The sequence below is a fragment of the Pseudoglutamicibacter cumminsii genome (assembly GCF_003143995.1).
Classification (GTDB): domain Bacteria; phylum Actinomycetota; class Actinomycetes; order Actinomycetales; family Micrococcaceae; genus Pseudoglutamicibacter; species Pseudoglutamicibacter cumminsii_B.
Map to the genome: position 1 here is coordinate 50,771 of NZ_QFWG01000007.1, position 19,134 is coordinate 69,904.

The following is a 19,134-nucleotide window of genomic DNA, read 5'->3' on the forward strand; positions in this document are numbered from 1 at the left end:
TTCACGCGGCTGTCTAAGCAGCTTGCGCAACTGCCTAGGCAACAGCCTTAATGCGGCGAGTCATCCACGGGCTCACAAGAATCAAGAACACACCGTAGGCAACAATCAGGCCGCCCTGAATACCGAAGTACGCGACGGCATTAGAGAACTCGTCGAAGTCGAACAGTTTCACGATCTGCGCCTGCAGGCCCTGAACCAGGGCCATCGCAGCGAACCACACCGCCATCGTCTGGCTAGCGAACGCACGTGGAGCCAACTTGGTGGTTGCGCTCATACCGGAGGTCTGGAGGATCAGGTCACCCAGACCCAGGAAGATGTAGCAGCCGATGAGCCAAGCGCTAGCCAGCAACCCCATCGCCGGGGTCACTGCCGCACCCATCGCAACGGTCAGGAACGCGAGACCACCGAGGATCGTACCGATGCCGACCTTGGTGGCCACGGACGGCTGGCGGCGACCCATCTTGACCCACAGCCACGCCAGAACAGGGCCCATGATGATCTCAACGATCGCGGTCAGCGAGATGTACCACGTGGACGGGTATTCGAAACCGAACGCGTTGTTATTGGTCTTGTTGAGCGCCAGGAAGTTCAGCGTGTTACCGGTCTGGAAGTATGTGAGGTTATAGGCGATCAGTGCGATCAGCAGCAGCACGTATGGGCCTAGGTTGCCGCGTTCAGCCTTGGTAACTCGCTTGGAGAAGTACATCCACAGCAAGAAAGCGACCGGAACGATCATCGTCACGACCGTGACCGCGTTGACCACGTTGTCGAGGCCCGAGGTCGAGCGGGTTCCGAAGAAAATACCGACGGCAACCACAGCCACCGCAGCAACGACGATGATCCAGAAGTTCGCATCCGGCTTGAATGCGGCACGCACCAGAACCTCGCGACGCTTACCGCCGAGGTTGCGCCCCATCGCGATGTACAGGATGAGGCCGATGACCATGCCGACCGCCGCGGATGCGAAACCGAGGTGCCAATTGATGTTCTGGCCCAACCAGCCTGCAACGAGCGGGCCAAGGAACGCACCGATGTTGATACCGGCGTAGTAGATCGCGAAGCCGGAGTCGCGGCGTGCATCGCCCTTGCCGTACAGCTCGCCAACTTGGGTCGCGACGTTCGGCTTGAGCAGGCCTGTGCCGAGGATGATGAGTCCCAGGCCAGTCCATGTGGTCACTTCGGCCGGCAGACCCATGCAGATGTGGCCTGCGGCGATGATGATCGCGCCCCACAGTGTGGCTCGCCCTGTTCCTACGATGCGGTCCGCAACCCATGCGCCAGCGATACCCAGCAAATAGACCAGGGCACCGTAGGCCGCCACGATCGACGATGCGGTGGACTGTTCGTAGCCGAGACCTCCGTTGGCGATCGCATCAGCGAAGTACAGCGCGAGAATCGCTTGGAAGCCAAGATAAGAGAAGCGCTCCCAGATCTCGAGGTTGAAGAGCGCGAAGAGACCCATGGGGTGCCCCATGAAACGGCGGTCCTGGTGGACTTTCTGATCGTGTTCGCTAGCCTGGGCGAGTTTCTCGCGAGGGATCCGGTCCTCGGCAATCTGCACGCCGTCGACCAGGACCTCGCCGGGCGCGCCTTCTACCGGGATCGGGTCCAGACTGAACTCTGATTCTGCCTGACTCTGTTGTTCGTCTCTGTTCATTTCACACCTCTCATACACGACGCATTGCCAGTGTCATTCAAACCTTGCAGTCGCTATAGGTTGTGCTAGTTCGTTATCAACGCTAGCCCCCATCCCAATCGAGGTACAGAACGTTTCCGAGGCCTACTCGTTTCTTTCCAACACGCCATAAAACGTCAAAAAATCTTTAATAATCTCGCTGGAATAACAAAAACCGCTCGATCTCGCGGAACTCACCCTCACACATAGCCAATTCTCAGTCTCTTTTATCTTAGAACCTAGACACATGAGGGTTTTTAGATGAACAGAAGCGGAACAAAACGCATCCGAAAGATTTAGTACTTACTCGTGAGTAATTTGTGACCCCTCTCACGCATATGGTGTTTCCTGTTTCAATCTTTCGATCGTCTCGACGAGACACACAGTTCAAGGAGACACACCATGTCCCGCAAAACAACACTGCGCACCACCACCGCAGCCGCAATCGGAGCATCCGCTCTCCTGCTGAGCGGCTTGAGCCTTGCACCTGCAAACGCGGCCACCGACATTCACGAATACCCAGAAACCCCGGCTTTCAACGCGAACCTGCCGATCGTCAAGACCACGCACAAGTCGGACCACCTCAAGGCCAACGTCCTGAACCCTCGCCCAGTCTGCAACGCGAGCGAAGACCGCCGCACCACGGTCTACAAGGTCACCGACTCGTTCCTGCCAGTCGGCACGGTCTCCACGACCAACAACACCAAGAATCCAATCCCGCTGACCCAGAACACTTCGAAGTCGCAGTCGATCAGCCTCGAAGTCAACGGCTCCAAGTCGCAGTCCATGGACGTGAACCTGGGCGGCAGCCAGAGCCAAGACAAGACCACGACCAACGCAGGCATCGCGTTCTCCCTGGCTAAGACCATCGGCGGCTCGGCTTCCTACTCGCTGTCCTGGCAGGTCGGCCAGACCATCGGCCCATACGACGTTCCAGCCGGCTACACCGGCGACGCAACCTACGGCTTCCGCGCCATCACGATGACCGGCACCCAGCAGTTCTGCCTCGCAAACGGCACGTGGTCCACCCCAACCGCATGGACCGCATTCGCGCCAATCAAGAACGAGGTGCGCGTCAAGCTCTACAACAACGCTGCAGACTCCGACCAGAGCGGCAAGCCAGGCGCCGGCGACCGCCCAGTCAACAAGGAAATCGAGGCCGACCTCGAGCCGAAGCTGCCGATCAACCCTAAGCCAGCTGAGCCAGCAAAGCTGGACCTCGAGCCAAAGCTGACCGTTTCTGACGCTAAGGCTGTAGGCTTCGCAGGTTCGGTTGCCCTCAAGATCAAGAACGCTGGCACCGAGCGCTACTACTCGGAGTCCCCATCGGTCACCTACCGCGTAGATGTCAAGACCGAAGACGGCCCGAAGGGTGTTGACCGCCTCATCACCACGACCCAGTACAAGGGTGCTCACGTGCGTGATCTCGGCTTCAACACCAAGACCTCGACCCGCTCCTTCCTGGTAACCCTGTCCAACCCGATCAAGGCTGGCGAGCAGCAGCACGTCGCTACCTTCAGCTTCGGCGACGGCAAGACCTCGGAAGGCCGCCTCAAGAACAGCATCGAGGTGACCCAGATCAAGGGCGCTAAGGGCGACAAGTCCACCTGGAACGACCAGGGCGTCAGCTCCAAGAAGATCACCCTCAACGACGGCGGTAAGCCAGCTAAGTCGAAGGGCATCTTCTAAAGCGAAGATATAAAGCCTTGAAGAACTAAGGCATAGCGTTCGATGGCGTCGGATCTCACATGAGGTTCCGGCGCCATCGGCGTAGAATAAGGGGTATGTCGGTTCAGAAAATTGTGTTGTTCTACGTATTCGCTCCGCTCGCAGACCCTGAGGCTGTGCGTTTGTGGCAGTACACGCTGGCTGAAAGCTGCAATCTTAAAGGGCGCGTGATCATTTCGAAGGATGGGATCAACGCGACCCTCGGTGGCGACATCAAGGATGTCAAGCGCTATGTGAAGAACACGCGTTCCTATGAGCCGTTCCGCACTGCGGACATCAAGTGGTCGGATGGCCTGGGCGATGATTTCCCGCGCCTTTCGGTCAAGGTGCGACCTGAGCTGGTGACGTTCACGACCCCGAATGAGGTCCATGTCGATGCGAACGGCGTTGTGGGCGGTGGCGAACGCCTTAAGCCTGCGCAGCTTCATGAGCTCATGGATGCGCGCGGTGAGGATGTTGTTTTCTTTGACGGCCGTAACGCGATGGAGGCCGAGATCGGCCGTTTCCGTAACGCCGTGATCCCAAACACCGACACGACCCGCGATTTCATCGAAGAAATCGAGTCCGGCAAGTATGACGACCTCAAAGATAAGCCGGTCGTGACGTATTGCACGGGTGGTGTGCGGTGCGAGGTTCTCACGGTGCTCATGAAGAACCGTGGTTTCCAGGAGGTTTATCAGCTGGATGGCGGGATTGTCCGCTACGGCGAGGCCTACGGGAACGACGGCTATTGGGATGGCTCGCTGTATGTGTTCGATAAGCGCATGCACATGGAGTTCGGTGCGGGCGCCGAGAGCCTTGGTTCGTGCATCGAGTGCGGTGAGCGTACCCCGAAGTTTGTGAACTGCGTGCACCCTTCGTGCCGTTCGCAGTTCTTGCGTTGCGAGGATTGCACTGCGGCTGGCAAGCATCCTGAATGCCCGGAATGCATGGAGCAGTCTGCGCTAGCTAACAGCTAGAATGCGTAGTTTTTAGATAACGATGGCGGAGTCGCCTTGTGGTGACTCCGCCATCGTTGTCATTGGGCTTCTTGGCAAGCGGTTGAGGTCCGCGTGTTGGCCGGCTAGTTTCCCGATTCACCCTCTTGGTCTGGGACGTGTACGAAGAATTGTGAGGAGATCGCGAGTAGTTCGCGCATGAGTTCGTATTGGCCGCCGTGCATGTTCCAGATTTCGTCTTCACCTGCGGCTTCTGGCCGTTCGTAGATCGACGAGGTGGCGTTGACGTCGGCTAGCCATCCGTTGTCGTAGTAGTCCATGAGCGGTTTCATGGTTTCGCTGAACATCTTGATGGCTTCGAGCCCCTCCAGCGCTTTCTCATGGGCCGCGCGGGCTTCGTTGAGGTTGTCTTGGGCTACGTTGAGCCGTTCGAGGCTCGCCTGTTGCTCTGGCGTGTAATCAGTCATGTTTTCAGTGTGGCACAGGCTGAGCCCGACGGGTACGGCGTATCGATATGAAGATTCGTAGGGCGTGCGGGGCTTGAACCCGCGACCCAAGGATTATGAGTCCTTTGCTCTAACCAACTGAGCTAACGCCCCATAGTTGCTTCAGATGTCGGCAACTACGACTGTTAAGCCTAACCGACCCGTCCACAGTGCGTGAAAATACACCCCATGCCAGCGACACACTTATCTAACGCAACACTTTCAAGTGACTTTTGGGCTTGAGTCACTAAACAAACCGCACTCTATAGCGCCTATGGCATGACTTAGATGAAGTTAGCTCACAGTTCCATTCCGCGAGACGTTTTCAAGAAAGTGAAGCATTTACTTCAAATTTGTGGTGAACTAATAAAACCTACGTTTTGAGATTCCGCTCACACTCCAGGGAGGGGCCATCATGTCGAAAGTACCTGCCGCAGACGCAACGCTGCGTATCCTCTCGTATTTGGCGGCCCAGCCGCGACCTACCGCCGCGAGCCACATCGGCCGCGCGCTGGAGATTCCCCGCTCGAGTCTCTACGACATTCTGCAGGCGCTCATCGCCCGCGGCTACGTGATTCACCACGCTGAAGACCGCGCCTACGGACTCGGCCCTTCCGCTCACGAGCTATCCTCCGGCTACAACCGTCACGCACCAATGGCCCGCCTGGGCCGTCGCGTGGTAGAAGGGCTCGTTGACAAGGTCGGAGAATCCGGGCACCTTTCCATCTTGCGTGGGCACGAGATTGTTTATCTGGTTGAGGCTCGCGCACAGAACCGAACAAGCCTCATCACCGATGTTGGCGTCCGCCTCGATGCGTTGCGCACCGCAAGCGGCCGAGCAATCCTCGCTCACATGCCGAGCCAGCAGATCAACGCCCTCTACCGTTTAGGCCCTGAGCGCACGCGCGCAGCAGTCGCGATCAGGAAGACGCGAGAGCTCGGGTACGGCTGGGAAGACGGCCAAGTCACCCCTGAATTCTGTTCAGTTGCAGTCCCGGTGCTTGACTCCTCGAACTGGCCTATCGCCGCCATGGCGTTGACCTGGAAACGCGGTAAGGCCCCAGTAGACCAGCTCGCGCTCAACCGTCGCCTCGAGCTCTTGCGTGAAGCGGCCTCGACGTTGCAGCGCCGACTAGGCATCCTTGCCCCATCCATCGCGCACCAGCCGAACGACGTCATTGAAAACGAACTTGTGACCCCCGAGGCCACCCCTACCGCCGCCAAGTCAGCTGACCATTCGGTCAGCGCGAACGTTCGCGCCCGCATCTAAGCCACCGGTCATTCACCCCTCCCGAACACAGCCACATCCGCACTTTGTCCGAGATCTCGGATTCGCTTCGCGTGATCACGCGGTTTTTGATGCAGTGTGACGTGTTTCATGATGAGCTATCTCCAGGTCACTAAAACAACTGCACACTAGCCCTCAAGCCGCGCAGTCAGTAGCGAAGGAGATCATCATGAGCTTTGCCCACATCACCTCCCCCGGCCACGAACCACGTGAAGTTCGTGCGCCTCGCGGAACCGAGCTCAACGCCCGTTCGTGGCAGACCGAAGCACCCCTGCGAATGCTCATGAACAACCTCGACCCCGAGGTTGCAGAGCGCCCCGACGACCTCGTCGTATACGGAGGCACCGGCCGCGCGGCACGCTCGTGGGAAGCATTCGACGCCATCGTCGATTCCCTCAAGGACCTCGCCGAAGACGAGACGCTGCTGGTTCAGTCCGGCAAGCCTGTCGGCATCATCCGCACCAACGTGTGGGCCCCGCGCGTGTTGATCGCTAACTCGAACCTGGTGGGCGACTGGGCTAACTGGCCTGAATTCCGCAAGCTCGAAGACGAAGGCCTCATGATGTACGGCCAGATGACCGCGGGTTCGTGGATCTACATCGCAACCCAGGGCATCTTGCAGGGCACGTTCGAGACGTTCGCCGCGGTTGCCAAGAAGCGTTTCAACGGAACTCTCAAAGGCACCATCACGCTGACCGCCGGTTGCGGCGGGATGGGCGGTGCGCAGCCGCTCGCCGTGACGCTCAACGGTGGCGTCGCTCTCGTGGTCGATGTAGACCGCACCCGCTTGGAGCGTCGCCGTTCCAAGCGCTACCTGGATGAGATCGCAGACGACCTGGAGGCGGCAGTCGCACGCGCGCAGCAGGCAGCTGAGGCTGGCGAGGCGGTGTCGATTGGTATTGAAGGCAACGCCGCGGCTTTATTCCCTGAGCTGTTGCGCCGCCACAAGGCTGGCGAGCTCACAATCGACGTCGTTACCGACCAGACCTCGGCGCACGATCCGCTCTCGTACCTCCCTGCAGAGATCGCGCTCGAGGATTGGGACCGCGAGGCAGAGGCTGATCCGGTTGGCTTCACTAAGAAGTCCCGCGAATCCATGGCCGCCCACGTCGAGGCGATGGTGGGTTTCCAAGACGCCGGCGCTGAGGTTTTCGATTACGGCAACAGCATCCGCGATGAGGCACGCCACGCGGGCTTCGAGCGCGCGTTCGACTTCCCTGGCTTCGTCCCCGCCTACATTCGCCCGCTGTTCTGCGAAGGCTTGGGTCCGTTCCGCTGGGTTGCTCTTTCGGGCGACCCTGAGGACATCCGCGTAACCGATGAGGCACTCAAGGAACTGTTCCCTGAAAACGAGCACCTGCATCGTTGGCTGGACGCCGCCGCTGAGCACGTCGAGTTCGAAGGTCTTCCTGCCCGCATCTGCTGGCTCGGCTACGGCGAGCGCCACCAGGCTGGCCTCTTGTTCAACCGCCTCGTTGCCGAGGGCAAGGTCAAGGCCCCGATTGTGATTGGCCGCGACCACCTCGACTCGGGTTCCGTGGCCTCGCCATACCGTGAGACCGAGTCGATGCTGGACGGTTCGGATGCGATCGCTGACTGGCCTCTGCTCAACGCGCTCACGGCGACCAGCTCGGGCGCGACGTGGGTTTCGTTGCACCACGGTGGCGGCGTGGGCATGGGTCGTTCGATCCACGCGGGCCAGGTGGGTGTCGCTGACGGCACCGACCTCGCCGCCGCTAAGCTGACCGCTCTGTTGACCAATGACCCTGCGATGGGCGTGTTCCGCCACGTCGACGCCGGCTATTCGCGCGCTGTTGAGGTTGCGGATGAGCGCGGCGTGCGCGTTCCAATGAAGCCGCGCGTTCGCGACTAGTCTGAATAACTGGCCGAAACATCACTGGCCAATACATCGCTGCCATTCCATCCAGGAGTGTTTGGCACGAGTTTTGGAGAGGAGCGCTCATGACCTCGACCCTGTACACCTCGATCGGTGAGCTGTGGTCCTTTGATCCTGAGCACGGCGCCGTGGATTCTGCGAAGCTCGCTACCGCGGCTGAGGCCGGCGTCGTGACTGATGCCGCGTTGGTTGTTGAGGATGGCGTGGTCGCTTGGTCCGGCCCCGCGTCTGCCGCCCCAGACGCCGATGCGCGGGTTGATCTCGCAGGTTCCGTCGTGGTTCCAGGGTGGGTTGATTCCCACTCCCACATGGTTTTCGACGGCGACCGTTCGGCTGAGTTTGAGGCGCGGATGGCCGGCCAGTCCTATGCGGCCGGCGGTATCGCGGTCACGACTGAGGCGACGCGCGCGGCGTCGGAAGCGAAGCTGGACGCGTTGGTTGCCGAGCGTGTTGCACAGGCCGCGGCGTTGGGTACGACAACGCTGGAGACCAAGACGGGCTACGGGCTGGACGTGGAGTCTGAGGCGCTCGCGGCGCGGGTTGCCGCCCGGCACGTCGAGGAAGTCACGTTCCTAGGTGCCCACCTGGTTCCGCCCGAGTACGAGCATGACCGCGAAGCCTATGTTGACCTCGTATGCGGCCCGATGTTGGATGCGGTTGCCGAGCATGTCGCGTGGATCGATGTGTTCTGTGAACAGGGTGCGTTCACGGTCGAGGAATCGATGCGGGTCTTGAAGGCCGGGCAGGAACGCGGGCTCGGTTTGCGTGTTCACGGCAACCAGATTGGGCACACGGGCGGAGCCGCGATGGCGGTCGAGCTCGGGGCCGCGAGTGTTGATCACGTGAACTTCATGAGCGCAGAAGACATCGAGATGCTCGCCGCCTCCGACACCGTCGCGACGATCCTCCCGGCGTGTGATCTTTCGACGCGCGCCCCGCTCGCTCCAGCGCGCGAGCTCCTGGATGCGGGCGCGACGGTTGCGATCGCATCCAATCTCAACCCTGGCACGTCCTACACGTCATCGGTTCCGTTCTGCATCACCACTGCGGTGTTGCAGCAACACATGACCTTGGCCGAGGCCATCCGAGCCGCAACGCTAGGTGGGGCGGCAGCGTTACGTCGCACCGACGTCGGGCATTTGCGCCGCGGGGCACCTGCCAACTTCGCTGTCGTGGACGCCCCCGCCGCGATCCACCTCGCGTACCGCCCAGGCATGGTGGGGATCCGCGCAACCGTCAAGAACGGCGAGCTGATCGCCGGTTCGTTCGAGTAATTATTCTTCCGGTCACCTCGTGGCCCACGTATTGATTTTTCATGAAGGAGCACTCAGTGTCCCTAGACCAGAAAAAACTAGAACAGAAACTAGACCAGAAACTAGCGCAGAATCCAGGAAACTCCGCTGCACGTTCGACCGTGGTGTTGAACCCGAAGGGTGTCAGCGCCGAGGACGTTGTGGCGGTCGCCCGCTACGGAGCCACGGTTGAGCTGGGCCCGGAAGTTTTCGAGACCGTCAACGCAGTGCGCCAGCACGTTGAGGACCTCGCGGCATCCACGACCCCTGTGTACGGCGTGTCCACGGGTTTCGGCGCGCTCGCTGACACCTCGATCCCCCAGGAACGCCGCACCCTGCTGCAGTCGAGCCTGATCCGCTCCCACGCCGCCGGAACCGGGCCTGAGGTTGAGAGGGAAGTAATCCGCGCGCTGATGTTCTTGCGGGCGCGCACGCTCGCTACTGGCCGCACGGGTGTGCGTTTCGTGGTGCTTGAGAACCTCGTGAAGCTGCTCAACGCTGGCATCACGCCGGTTGTTCACGAATACGGTTCGCTGGGCTGCTCCGGCGACCTCGCGCCGCTCGCCCACTGCGCAATCGTTCTGCTCGGCGAAGGCCGCGCCCGCGATGCTGAAGGCGTTGAGCGTCCTGTTCCTGAGCTACTTGCCGAGGCCGGCATTGAGCCGCTTGATCTTGCGGAGAAGGAGGGCCTGGCCCTCATCAACGGAACCGACGGCATGCTCGGCATGTTGCTCATGGCTCTGGATGACCTGCGTGACCTCGTCGATGTTGCCGACCTGACCACCGCGCTGTCGATCCAGGGCTTGCGTGGTCGTGACACCGTGTTCGCGCCTCAGCTCCACGAGCCGCTCCGCCCGCACCCGGGCCAGGCGCGTTCGGCGGCCAACGTGTACCGCTGGCTCAAGGACTCCCCGATCGTCGCCGATGTCATGAACGAAGGTTCCCGCGTTCAGGACGCATACTCGTTGCGTTGCCACCCGCAGGTTGCCGGTGCAGTGCGCGACACGATCTCGCACGCCGAGGTGGTTGCTGAGCGCGAGCTCGCTTCCGCGATCGACAACCCTGTTGTTCTGGAAGATGGCACGGTTACTTCGAACGGTAACTTCCACGGTGCGCCGGTTGCTTACGTTCTGGACTTCCTCGCGATCGCTGCCGCCGACCTCGCTTCGATCTCGGAGCGCCGTAGCGACCGCATGCTCGATAAGTCCCGTAGCTTCGGTCTCCCGCCGTTCCTCGCGGATGATCCGGGCGTGGATTCCGGTTTCATGATCGCCCAGTACACCCAGGCTGGCCTGGTTGCGGAGATGAAGCGCCTCGCTTCCCCGGCCTCGGTCGACTCGATTCCGTCCTCCGCGATGCAGGAAGACCACGTATCACTCGGCTGGCACGCGGCCCGCAAGCTCCGCACCTCGATTGATGCTCTGCGTCGTGTGCTCGCTATCGAGCTCATGACCGCGGCCCGCGCGATCGACCTGCGCGCTCCGCTCAAGGCATCCCCAGCCACGGCGGAGGTCCTCGAAGCGTTCCGCGAGACCGTCCCAGGCCCAGGACCGGACCGTTTCCTCGCCCCAGATATCGAGGCCGCAGTCCAGTTCGTTGCCGCACACCCGTGGAGCAATCACCGCGAGCAGGACTAACGCTGCACACCGCTCAGCAGGCACAATAGCGCTGGCTAGATGACGATGCCGGGGTCACCTCAGAAGGTGACCCCGGCATCGTTGTGTGAAGTGTGAGGCGCGAGCTGCAACTGAACTAGCCCCGCTCAGCTGGCAGTAGTGAGCTTTAGAGGTAATCGTGGACGTCGGCGCCGCGATAGAGCGCCTCGAACGTCTTGATGGTTTTCTCTTCGCCGTGCTTGAGCGCCATCTGGTGGCCAGCCTCCCCCATCGCCTTGCGTTCAGCCGGCGAAAGATCGAGGATGCTTGCGAGCTTCTCCGCGAGGTCCTGGTCATCGCCCGGGGTAAACAGGTGGCCGTTGACGCCCTCGTCCACGAGGTGCGGCAGTGCGAGCGCGTTCGCGAGCACCACCGGGCGGGAAGCCGAAAGCGCTTCAAGCGTCACGAGCGACTGGAGCTCCGCTGTGCCCGGTTGGCAGAAGACGTCGGCGCACAGGTATTCCTGGCGCAAGGTTTCGTCGTCCACAAAGCCGAGGAAGTGCACGCGGTCCTCAATGCCCAGCTCAGCGGCGAGCGCCTCGAGCTTAGGCCGTTGCTCGCCTTCGCCCACAATCCGCACGTGCGGGCGTGGATGCTGATTCAAACGAGCGATCGCACGCAGCAGGACGTCGATGTTCTTCTCTACCGCGAGGCGGCCAACGAATAACACCGTCTGGTAGTCGCGCTGCGGCAGCGTTTCGTTCTCGCGCATCTCATAGTGTGCGGAGTTGATCCCGTTCGAGAGAGGCAAGACGTCTGTGAGGCCAGCGTTCTCGCGCATCGCGCGTGCTGCAAGCGGGGTCGGTGTGGTGACCACGGCGGCCTTACCCATGATCTTGCCCATGTCGCGCCACGAGTTGCGAGAAACGATGTTGAGGAACCACTGCGGGAACGGGAGGAACGGTTCAAGGTTCTCCGGAATGAAGTGGTTGGTTGCGATCAAACGGATGCCACGCTTGGTCGCTTGCTTCTGAGCGGCGTGTCCGATCATGTAGTGGCACTGGATGTGCACGACGTCTGGCTTGATTTCGTCCATGACGCGCCCCGCAACCTTGTTCGCGGAGTACGGGGTTACAAGCCGGTATGTTTCGTGCGTCGGCGCCTTGTGGGATGTGACGCGGTGAACGGTAGCCTCTGGCCGATGCTCAACGAAGGATGGGCCACGGTCGTTACGTACCGCGAGGATGTGGACTTCGTGGCCGCGCTTGGTCAGGTTGGTTGCCAAGCGGTAGCAGAACACGGCCGCGCCGTTGACGTCGGGCGGGTAGGTATCGCAAGCGATAAGGATTCGCAGTGGCGTTTCCTGTGTCACCAACGCATACTCCAGTTATCTCGACGTCATAGTTACAGTTTCAAGAGTCTACCGAACCTCGGTGCGTTCGGGTGCCACTGAATCGGGGTGGTGCCGTGAAAGTTGCAACACGCCGATGATCGCGATCACTCCCGCGGCGATCATCCCGCAGGCCGTGTACCACGGAAGCCCTGGCGCTAGCTCGCCAAGGATGATGACACCGATCAGCACGCCGACCATCGGGTCGATCACCGTAAGCCCCGCAACCACAAGCTCTGGCGGCCCGGAAGCGTACGCGTGCTGGTTGAAGTATTGACCCATGATGCCCACGATCACGATCGCGACCATCGCGCCCCAAGGGACCTGCTCCCACCAGATAGCTTCCGGGTCCCAATTCAGGAACGTCACCGCGATGGTGCGCACCAGGACAGCGGTGAAACCGAAAAGGATACCCGCGCCGACGATATAGAAGATCGCACCGCCTTTGCGGCGGCGATGCACGAGCGCGAGGACGCCGAGGATGATGCCGCTGATGCCGAGCAGGATGATGATCATAACCCGCTGATTACCGGTCACGAAGGTTTCGTGGGTCGCCTTGATCGCGAGGAGCACGAAGCCGATCGCGCCGATGGTGCACACCGCGATGGCCCTCCACGTTGCGCCGTTGATGCGTATCTTGCGGTCCCACGAGTGATGATGGTCGTCAAAACGAGCGCGACAGCCCCGAGCGGCTGGACGACCGTGAGCGGTGCCAAGGACAGCGCAACGATGTTGAGGATCACGCCGGTGATCATCAGGACGAGACCAAAAAGCCACGTCCGGTTCTTGAGCATCTGGACGATCTGCTTGCCGCTCACCTCACGGCCGTGTGCGTTACGCACGGCAGCGGCCTGACGCTGAGTACCCAGCGCCAGGAACGCGGCCGACACAAAGGCCGCTGTGACAGCTATCCAGACCATGTTATGCACCGTAGACGCGCGCTGGCAGGCCGGTGTTCCCGACCTGCCAGCGCGTCAATGTATTGTTCAAAACTCGAATACCAGCTGAACTCGATTACACGCTAGATGTGCGTCAGCTTCGTCTAGTTCTGCTTCGCTGCCTTGGTAGCCTTCTTGGCTTTCTTCTTCTTGTGCTTCTTGGAGATGCCCAAGATCACGAGCAACGCGGTAGCGATACCGGCAGCGGCACCAAGGATTGGCATGACCTTCTCGCCAGCTGCGCGGTTAGCCTCATAGGAGTCGCTACCCGTGCTGACCAGACCGGTGCGCTGAGCAACCGAACCCACGCGAGCCTTGACATCCGACTGACGGCCCAAGGTGTCACGCAAGTGTGCCAAGTGCTCACGGCGGCGGGACAAGCGACGCTTCAGCTCGCCCTCAGAAGGCTTCTCCTGGTACGTCTGCGAGTGGTCTTCGCGCGAGTTCGGGTTGGTCTGCTTCTTGGAAGCATCCTTCTTGCGCTTCTTCTCTTCAGCCTTTTCCTTCTGCTTCTGTTCGTATTCAGCGATGCTGAAGGCAGTACCTTGCGAAAGCGCACCCATGTCATAACGCAAGCGAGTCACGGCGTTCTTCGGGATTTCAATCGCTTCAGGAACGACGTTCTTAGCGCGTGTGGCGCCCACGGCCACGAAAATCAGGGCCAGAATCAGGAACAACGCAGCGACGAGCAACGCGGACAACCACAGCGGCATCACGGTTGCCAAACCAGCGATCGCGGCAACAACCAGAGCGATCACCAGCAAGCCCAGAAGGCCCAGGCCAGCAGCGAGCAACGCAACAGCCACACCCAAGGAAACACCCTTGGACTGAAGCTGACGCAACGTCAGCTGAACTTCGTCATTAATCTGCTTAGGGGCCAAACGCATCATCACAGATGCGGTCTGACGCAGGTTCTGCGGTTGAGGCAACTGCTCCTGCTGTGTCATGAAATCCGGTCTCCTAGCACACTCGGAACAAACCGGGTGCGAATCGCTTGTGGTTTCTAGAACAAAACTATCACCGTTTACTCAGAAACATGAGTTTCAGATCCCAGCTTCCACACAGCTGAGCATCAACTCACACCGCACGGGGCTACCGCCCGTTCGCGTGGTACAGCTCGTACGCTTCCTCGCACGCCTTCCACAAAGCTTGAGCGGAACGCTCCCACGAGTATTCAGCGGCACGTTCCCTGCTCACGGAACTGCGCGCCGCGAACTCATCCGCATCCTCAAGCGAGCGAACAGCGGACGCGAAGCCCGCGTCGTCTTCCGCGTCGACAAACAGCGCGGCATCCCCGCCGATCTCACGGAAAATCGGGGTGTCCGCACACACCACTGGAGTGCCCAGGCCCATCGCCTCGACCAACGGAATGCCGAAGCCTTCAGCCTTCGATAGCGTGACAGAAGCGCGCGCACGCCGCAGCAGCCGCGCGTACTCCTCCTCGCTCACACCATCGTGGAAAACAACCGAGGCACCATCCGGGATCAGAGCCTCAAGCTCACGACGGCGGTCCGGCCGGATCTTGGACAGCAGGCGCAGCGTGTACCCCGGCAGATGCGCCATGCTCCGGATCAGAGTCTCGACGTTCTTATACTCCATGAACGAACCCATGTACACGAGCTCATTCGCGGCCCCCTCGGCCGCATCCCGCGGCTCACCCAACGGGGCCGAGGCATTAGAAACGATGCGGATAGGTCTCTTTGTAAGGCGGTGTTCACGCATGAGCGAGCGGGTCGTCCCCGAAACCGTAGCCACAACATCGGCGCGGTTCAGCAGAAACCGCTGCGGCCAATACGCCTTATGGAACAGCCGCCACAACAACCGCACCGGAGCCGGCAAGAAACCCGGCGGAGTAGGGTGCTGATAATAAATCAAGTCATGCAACGTCAGCACGAGCGGGAACCGACGCCCCAGCGAACCCATCGTCTGCATCGGGCTGAACACAACATCCGGGCGCAAGCGGTTGACCCGCAACGCCGTCAACGGCTCCAGCGGGGAGGTCGGCGAATTGATCTTGACGTACGGAACCGCCGGCAACATCGGCAACTGAGCCTCATCAGAAATCAGCATCCGCACATCATGGTGCGGCGCCAACGCCTCGATCAGGGACGCCGTGAAACGTGAAATACCGTCGTGATGATCGGTGCGCGTATACCGCGCATCAACAACCAAGTGCACGAACCCACTCCTCCGCAAGCCAACGCCGGAAAGCGATCCCGAAAAAGCAACTCAAAAAGAAAAAGCTCCGGAACCATTTTAGTTCCGGAGCTTTTGCATCAGCTCCCCCGACTGGATTCGAACCAGTAACCGCTCGATTAACAGTCGAGTGCTCTGCCGTTGAGCTACGAGGGATCGACAACAGAAGAAGACTCTACCAGGCGTTTACCTGGATGGCAAAACGGATGCTTTCTGTTGTGGCGAAGGTCATCTTTCGCGGTGAATTCGCCTGGTACTGCACGGTCACAGCGCCCTTTTGAAACTTCACAACGCTTCTGATTGATAGCGGCGCCGCTGCATCTCAAGCTCCATAAGCTTCCGATGCAACTGCTCAACCCGCTCAGGGTCATCCGAGCCCACACGTTGCAGCTCGGCCGCGTAATCAGCTTTCTGCCGGTTGATCTGCATCGCGAGCAAACGGTTCACGATCCCCTTGCAATAACGGCGCAGTTCATCCTCGTTCGAGGCTGGCAAAGGAGCAACAGCCATCTGCGAAACCAACGCAGCCAAAGGTTCCGGGACCTGCTCACGAATCGTCTCAACCCACACCGCAGTCGAAACCTGCATGGTCGCGGCAACAACAATCGCGTCCTTGATCGCGGCGTGCGCCGGCGTCAGGAACTGCGTCTCAAAGAACTGCGCCCACGCATCGGCATCAATCAGATGCGGATTCTGAATCACAACCTCGAGCGCATCCCACTCGATCTTGGTTGCAGGATCCGTCAGGTTTACGCCGGCAGGAATCACCGGCCCCGCGGCTTCACCCGAAAAACCATGCACCGGAGCGTTCGCCGACGAGCGGCCAGCACCCTGGCCTTGGCCATACTGGCCCTGACCATACTGACCAGCGCGTCCGGGCTGACCTCCCCGGCCGGACTGAGCGACGGCGCGCCGGACTTCCCCGACCTCCATACCGAGCCAGCCAGCTACCTCGCGGATATACGCCGGGCGCATCGCGGAATCCCGCATCGACGCGATGATCGGCGCCGCAGCACGCATCGCCGCAACCCGACCCTCGACCGTTTCCAGATTGTGTTGCTTCAATTCGGCCTTGAGCGCGAACTCAAACAACGGCGTCTTGTGATTCAACACGTCACGCAACGCTTCATCCCCGCGCTTCTGACGCACATCGCACGGATCCATGCCGTCCGGACCCACCGCAATAAATGTCTGCGCGACAAAGCGCTGATCCTCACGAAACGCACGCAACGCGGCCTTCTGACCAGCTTCGTCGCCATCGAACGTGAAGATGACCTCGCCCCCGGATCCGAAGTCCGAAAGCAAGCGCCGCGCAACCTTGATGTGGTCGGCACCGAACGCGGTACCGCATGTTGCGACCGCGGTAGTGATCCCCGCCAGGTGGCACGCCATGACGTCTGTGTAGCCCTCAACCACCACGAGCTGCTTCTTCTTAGCGATCTCGCGGCGCGCCAGATCCACGCCGTACAGAACCTGCGACTTCTTATAGATCGCGGTCTCCGGAGTGTTCAGGTACTTAGGCCCCTGATCGTCCCCATACAGCTTGCGGGCACCGAATCCGATCGTTGCACCAGTGAGATCGCGGATAGGCCAGATCAAACGCCCACGGAAGCGGTCATAAATACCGCGCTGGCCCTCCGAGAACATCCCGGTTTCTTTGAGCTCGTCCTCCGTGAACCCGTTGTTGCGCAAGAAGCGCAACAAGTTGTCCCAGCCCTGCGGCGCATAACCGACACCGAACTGCTCGGCATGTTCAGCGGTGAACCCGCGGCTCGTCAGTTCTTCGCGCGCCGTCTGCGCCTCAGGGGTCTGTAGCTGCTTACGGAAAAACTCCTCAGCAACCTTGTGAGCATCCAAAAGCCGTTGACGACGGCCCACCTGCTCCTTGGTCGGGCCAGAACCGCCGTCCTCATAATGCAGGGTGACACCCACACGTCCCGCAAGGTATTCGACGGTCTCCGCGAACGACGTCGAATTCATCTGCATCAAGAACGCGATGACGTCGCCAGATTCACCACAACCAAAGCAGTGGTACGAACCCATCTGCGGGCGCACATGAAACGACGGGGTCCGCTCATCATGGAACGGACACAAGCCTTTATACGAGCCAATACCAGCGGACTTGAGAGAAACGTACTCCTCGACGATCTCCTTGATATCCGTGCGTTCCCGGACCTCATCGATGTCCGCACGCCTAATCAACCCAGCCATGCCACCACTCTAGGCCTGCCCATTAGGTGACTCCCCATCAAGTGCCTGCCCATTAGGTGACCCTCCAATAGGTGGCTCCGCATTAGGTGCGGTGCCACGCGAGCTCCCAAAAGGCGACTTCTTGCCAGGTGCTTTCTTGTCAGGCGTCGAAACCGGGACAAAGAAATCATGCGACCCCACCGCAGGCGGGAACTGGCCGCCACGCACCAATGTGAAATACCACTCGAGTGCCGAGGAATCCGTGAGCGATGCAACCTGATCGATCACAGCGCGCACCCGCGCCGCGTCGTCGACCGCCATGACATAGTCCTCACGGAAAATCGGCTCGAGGTATTCCCCCTCCGTCTTCAGCAACAACTCAACGAGCTCGCTCAAGACCTCGCCCTGGCGGTCATAGATCGGCTGGCGCTCATCGACCGTCATGACGTATGCCGTTGCCATACCCTTCATGACCGCGATCTCAACCTCAGTCTCACGCGGAACCACAAGATTCGCGGCGTACCGCGTCAACGGATCCGTACCGTAGCGCTCCTGCGTCGCCCTGAGCGCAGCGGAACAGAACCGGCCGATGAACTGGCTCGTCATATCCTTCAACGCAGCCAGCGAACGGCGGCCACCATCGACCACCGGAACCCATTCCTCGGCACGCTCGAGCCGCTTCAGCGCCGCGTCGATCTCATCCTCAGGCGTGTCCGGCAGGTACCAGCGCTGCGTGTAATCGATAACCCGGGCACGACGTGCCTTCTCCTGAACCCAGCGCAACTGGAAACGATGCGCGTTCACCGCATCTTCCACATCGTGCACCGAATACGCGACGTCATCCGCCAAATCCATGACCTGAGTCTCCAACGGAGTCGCAGAATCCTCACGACCATCGCGAACCCAGCGGTACACCGGCTCATCGTCCGCATACACGCCGAACTTGCGGGTCGGGCGGCCCTCACGCGTCAGCGGAGCCTCCTCCCGCGTCCACGGATATTTGATCGTCGCATCCAACGTCGCACGCGTCAGATTCAAACCGGCAGAAGCCCCGTTCGCACGGAACGTCTTCGTCTCGAGCCGAGTCAGCAAACGCAGCGTCTGCGCATTGCCTTCAAAGCCGCCGCACTCATCGGCGAGCTGATCCAAAACCTTCTCACCGTTATGTCCAAACGGCGGATGCCCCAAGTCATGCGAAAGGCACGCGGTATCCACGACGTTGGGGTCGCAACCCAGCGCCGCGCCGAGTTCGCGGCCCACCTGCGCGACCTCAAGCGAATGCGTCAGCCTGGTGCGCACAAAGTCATCCGAAAACGGCGCGACCACCTGGGTTTTAGCGCCCAACCGGCGCAGCGCTGAGGAGTGCAGAACGCGGGCGCGGTCACGCTCAAACGCGGAACGATACGCCTTCTTAGGCGGTTCAGGAACCCAGCGCTCCATGTCGTGGGTCTCGTAGCCGGCGATGGACGCCAGGGCTTCACCGGCAACGCCCACGTGATACCGCGGATGCTTCAAATTCACA

Annotated in this window: 15 protein-coding genes and 2 tRNA genes; 6 read left to right on the plus strand and 11 right to left on the minus strand. The window is 60.6% G+C overall.

Annotation, left to right across the window (positions count from 1 at the left end; all coding sequences use genetic code 11):
- Positions 1 to 34 precede the first annotated feature (34 nt).
- Positions 35 to 1,657, minus strand: coding sequence for a peptide MFS transporter (locus CAY35_RS06390; protein WP_109303821.1), 1,623 nt, complete (start codon positions 1,655 to 1,657; stop codon positions 35 to 37).
- Between the two features lie 420 nt (positions 1,658 to 2,077).
- Between CAY35_RS06390 and CAY35_RS06395 the strand changes: the two genes are divergently transcribed.
- Positions 2,078 to 3,364 (plus strand): hypothetical protein, encoded by a 1,287-nt coding sequence (locus tag CAY35_RS06395; RefSeq protein WP_109303822.1) that lies wholly within the window; start codon positions 2,078 to 2,080, stop codon positions 3,362 to 3,364.
- Between the two features lie 95 nt (positions 3,365 to 3,459).
- Positions 3,460 to 4,362, plus strand: a complete 903-nt coding sequence (gene trhO / locus CAY35_RS06400) for an oxygen-dependent tRNA uridine(34) hydroxylase TrhO (protein WP_109303823.1) — start codon at positions 3,460 to 3,462, stop codon at positions 4,360 to 4,362.
- Between the two features lie 104 nt (positions 4,363 to 4,466).
- Here trhO and CAY35_RS06405 read toward each other — a convergent pair whose 3' ends face one another.
- A complete protein-coding gene (locus tag CAY35_RS06405) occupies positions 4,467 to 4,808 on the minus strand; it encodes a DUF4298 domain-containing protein (protein ID WP_101630284.1) in 342 nt (113 codons plus the stop codon).
- Positions 4,809 to 4,866: 58 nt separating this feature from the next.
- Positions 4,867 to 4,940, minus strand: a tRNA-Ile gene (locus tag CAY35_RS06410).
- A gap of 301 nt (positions 4,941 to 5,241) precedes the next feature.
- On the opposite strand from CAY35_RS06410, the gene CAY35_RS06415 reads away from it, so the two are divergent.
- The 4 genes from CAY35_RS06415 (at position 5,242) to hutH (ending at position 10,940) form a co-directional block, all read left to right on the plus strand.
- Positions 5,242 to 6,096 (plus strand): IclR family transcriptional regulator, encoded by an 855-nt coding sequence (locus tag CAY35_RS06415; RefSeq protein WP_109303824.1) that lies wholly within the window; start codon positions 5,242 to 5,244, stop codon positions 6,094 to 6,096.
- Positions 6,097 to 6,283: 187 nt separating this feature from the next.
- On the plus strand, positions 6,284 to 7,987 hold the full coding sequence (hutU, locus tag CAY35_RS06420; protein WP_109303825.1) for a urocanate hydratase: 1,704 nt from the start codon (positions 6,284 to 6,286) through the stop codon (positions 7,985 to 7,987).
- 89 nt (positions 7,988 to 8,076) lie between these two features.
- Positions 8,077 to 9,285 carry an imidazolonepropionase gene (gene hutI / locus CAY35_RS06425; RefSeq protein WP_109303826.1) on the plus strand — a complete coding sequence of 403 codons (1,209 nt, stop codon included), beginning with the start codon at positions 8,077 to 8,079 and terminating at the stop codon, positions 9,283 to 9,285.
- A gap of 140 nt (positions 9,286 to 9,425) precedes the next feature.
- A complete protein-coding gene (gene hutH, locus CAY35_RS06430) occupies positions 9,426 to 10,940 on the plus strand; it encodes a histidine ammonia-lyase (RefSeq protein ID WP_258265675.1) in 1,515 nt (504 codons plus the stop codon).
- A 145-nt stretch (positions 10,941 to 11,085) separates the two neighbouring features.
- On the opposite strand, the gene CAY35_RS06435 is transcribed toward hutH, so the two are convergent.
- The 8 genes from CAY35_RS06435 to CAY35_RS06470 form a co-directional block, all read right to left on the minus strand.
- On the minus strand, positions 11,086 to 12,270 hold the full coding sequence (locus CAY35_RS06435; RefSeq protein ID WP_109303828.1) for a glycosyltransferase: 1,185 nt from the start codon (positions 12,268 to 12,270) through the stop codon (positions 11,086 to 11,088).
- A 48-nt stretch (positions 12,271 to 12,318) separates the two neighbouring features.
- The gene (locus CAY35_RS06440) at positions 12,319 to 12,888 is read right to left on the minus strand and encodes a hypothetical protein (RefSeq protein ID WP_109303829.1); all 570 of its coding nucleotides are present in this window, start codon (positions 12,886 to 12,888) and stop codon (positions 12,319 to 12,321) included.
- Positions 12,822 to 13,208 carry a DMT family transporter gene (locus CAY35_RS06445; protein WP_109303830.1) on the minus strand — a complete coding sequence of 129 codons (387 nt, stop codon included), beginning with the start codon at positions 13,206 to 13,208 and terminating at the stop codon, positions 12,822 to 12,824. The genes CAY35_RS06440 and CAY35_RS06445 overlap by 67 nt, the downstream gene beginning before the upstream one ends.
- Before the next feature lie 122 nt (positions 13,209 to 13,330).
- Positions 13,331 to 14,173, minus strand: coding sequence for a phage holin family protein (locus CAY35_RS06450; RefSeq protein ID WP_109303831.1), 843 nt, complete (start codon positions 14,171 to 14,173; stop codon positions 13,331 to 13,333).
- Positions 14,174 to 14,318: 145 nt separating this feature from the next.
- Positions 14,319 to 15,404: a glycosyltransferase family 4 protein gene (locus CAY35_RS06455; protein ID WP_109303832.1), complete on the minus strand. Its 1,086-nt coding sequence runs from the start codon at positions 15,402 to 15,404 to the stop codon at positions 14,319 to 14,321.
- 102 nt (positions 15,405 to 15,506) lie between these two features.
- Positions 15,507 to 15,578: transfer RNA gene (locus CAY35_RS06460), tRNA-Asn, on the minus strand.
- Positions 15,579 to 15,707: 129 nt separating this feature from the next.
- Positions 15,708 to 17,633 carry a DNA primase gene (gene dnaG / locus CAY35_RS06465; protein ID WP_109303833.1) on the minus strand — a complete coding sequence of 642 codons (1,926 nt, stop codon included), beginning with the start codon at positions 17,631 to 17,633 and terminating at the stop codon, positions 15,708 to 15,710.
- Positions 17,634 to 17,642: 9 nt separating this feature from the next.
- Positions 17,643 to 19,133, minus strand: coding sequence for a deoxyguanosinetriphosphate triphosphohydrolase (locus CAY35_RS06470; protein WP_375231763.1), 1,491 nt, complete (start codon positions 19,131 to 19,133; stop codon positions 17,643 to 17,645).
- Between the last annotated feature and the right edge of the window lies 1 nt (position 19,134).

Excerpts from the sequence above, each read along its gene's own strand:
- CAY35_RS06390 (WP_109303821.1), bottom strand. The coding sequence starts at position 1,657 with ATGAACAGAGACGAACAACAGAGTCAGGCAGAATCAGAGTTCAGTCTG.
- CAY35_RS06395 (WP_109303822.1), top strand. The coding sequence starts at position 2,078 with ATGTCCCGCAAAACAACACTGCGCACCACCACCGCAGCCGCAATCGGA.
- trhO (WP_109303823.1), top strand. The coding sequence starts at position 3,460 with ATGTCGGTTCAGAAAATTGTGTTGTTCTACGTATTCGCTCCGCTCGCA.
- CAY35_RS06405 (WP_101630284.1), bottom strand. The coding sequence starts at position 4,808 with ATGACTGATTACACGCCAGAGCAACAGGCGAGCCTCGAACGGCTCAAC.
- CAY35_RS06415 (WP_109303824.1), top strand. The coding sequence starts at position 5,242 with ATGTCGAAAGTACCTGCCGCAGACGCAACGCTGCGTATCCTCTCGTAT.
- hutU (WP_109303825.1), top strand. The coding sequence starts at position 6,284 with ATGAGCTTTGCCCACATCACCTCCCCCGGCCACGAACCACGTGAAGTT.
- hutI (WP_109303826.1), top strand. The coding sequence starts at position 8,077 with ATGACCTCGACCCTGTACACCTCGATCGGTGAGCTGTGGTCCTTTGAT.
- CAY35_RS06445 (WP_109303830.1), bottom strand. The coding sequence starts at position 13,208 with ATGGTCTGGATAGCTGTCACAGCGGCCTTTGTGTCGGCCGCGTTCCTG.
- CAY35_RS06450 (WP_109303831.1), bottom strand. The coding sequence starts at position 14,173 with ATGACACAGCAGGAGCAGTTGCCTCAACCGCAGAACCTGCGTCAGACC.
- dnaG (WP_109303833.1), bottom strand. The coding sequence starts at position 17,633 with ATGGCTGGGTTGATTAGGCGTGCGGACATCGATGAGGTCCGGGAACGC.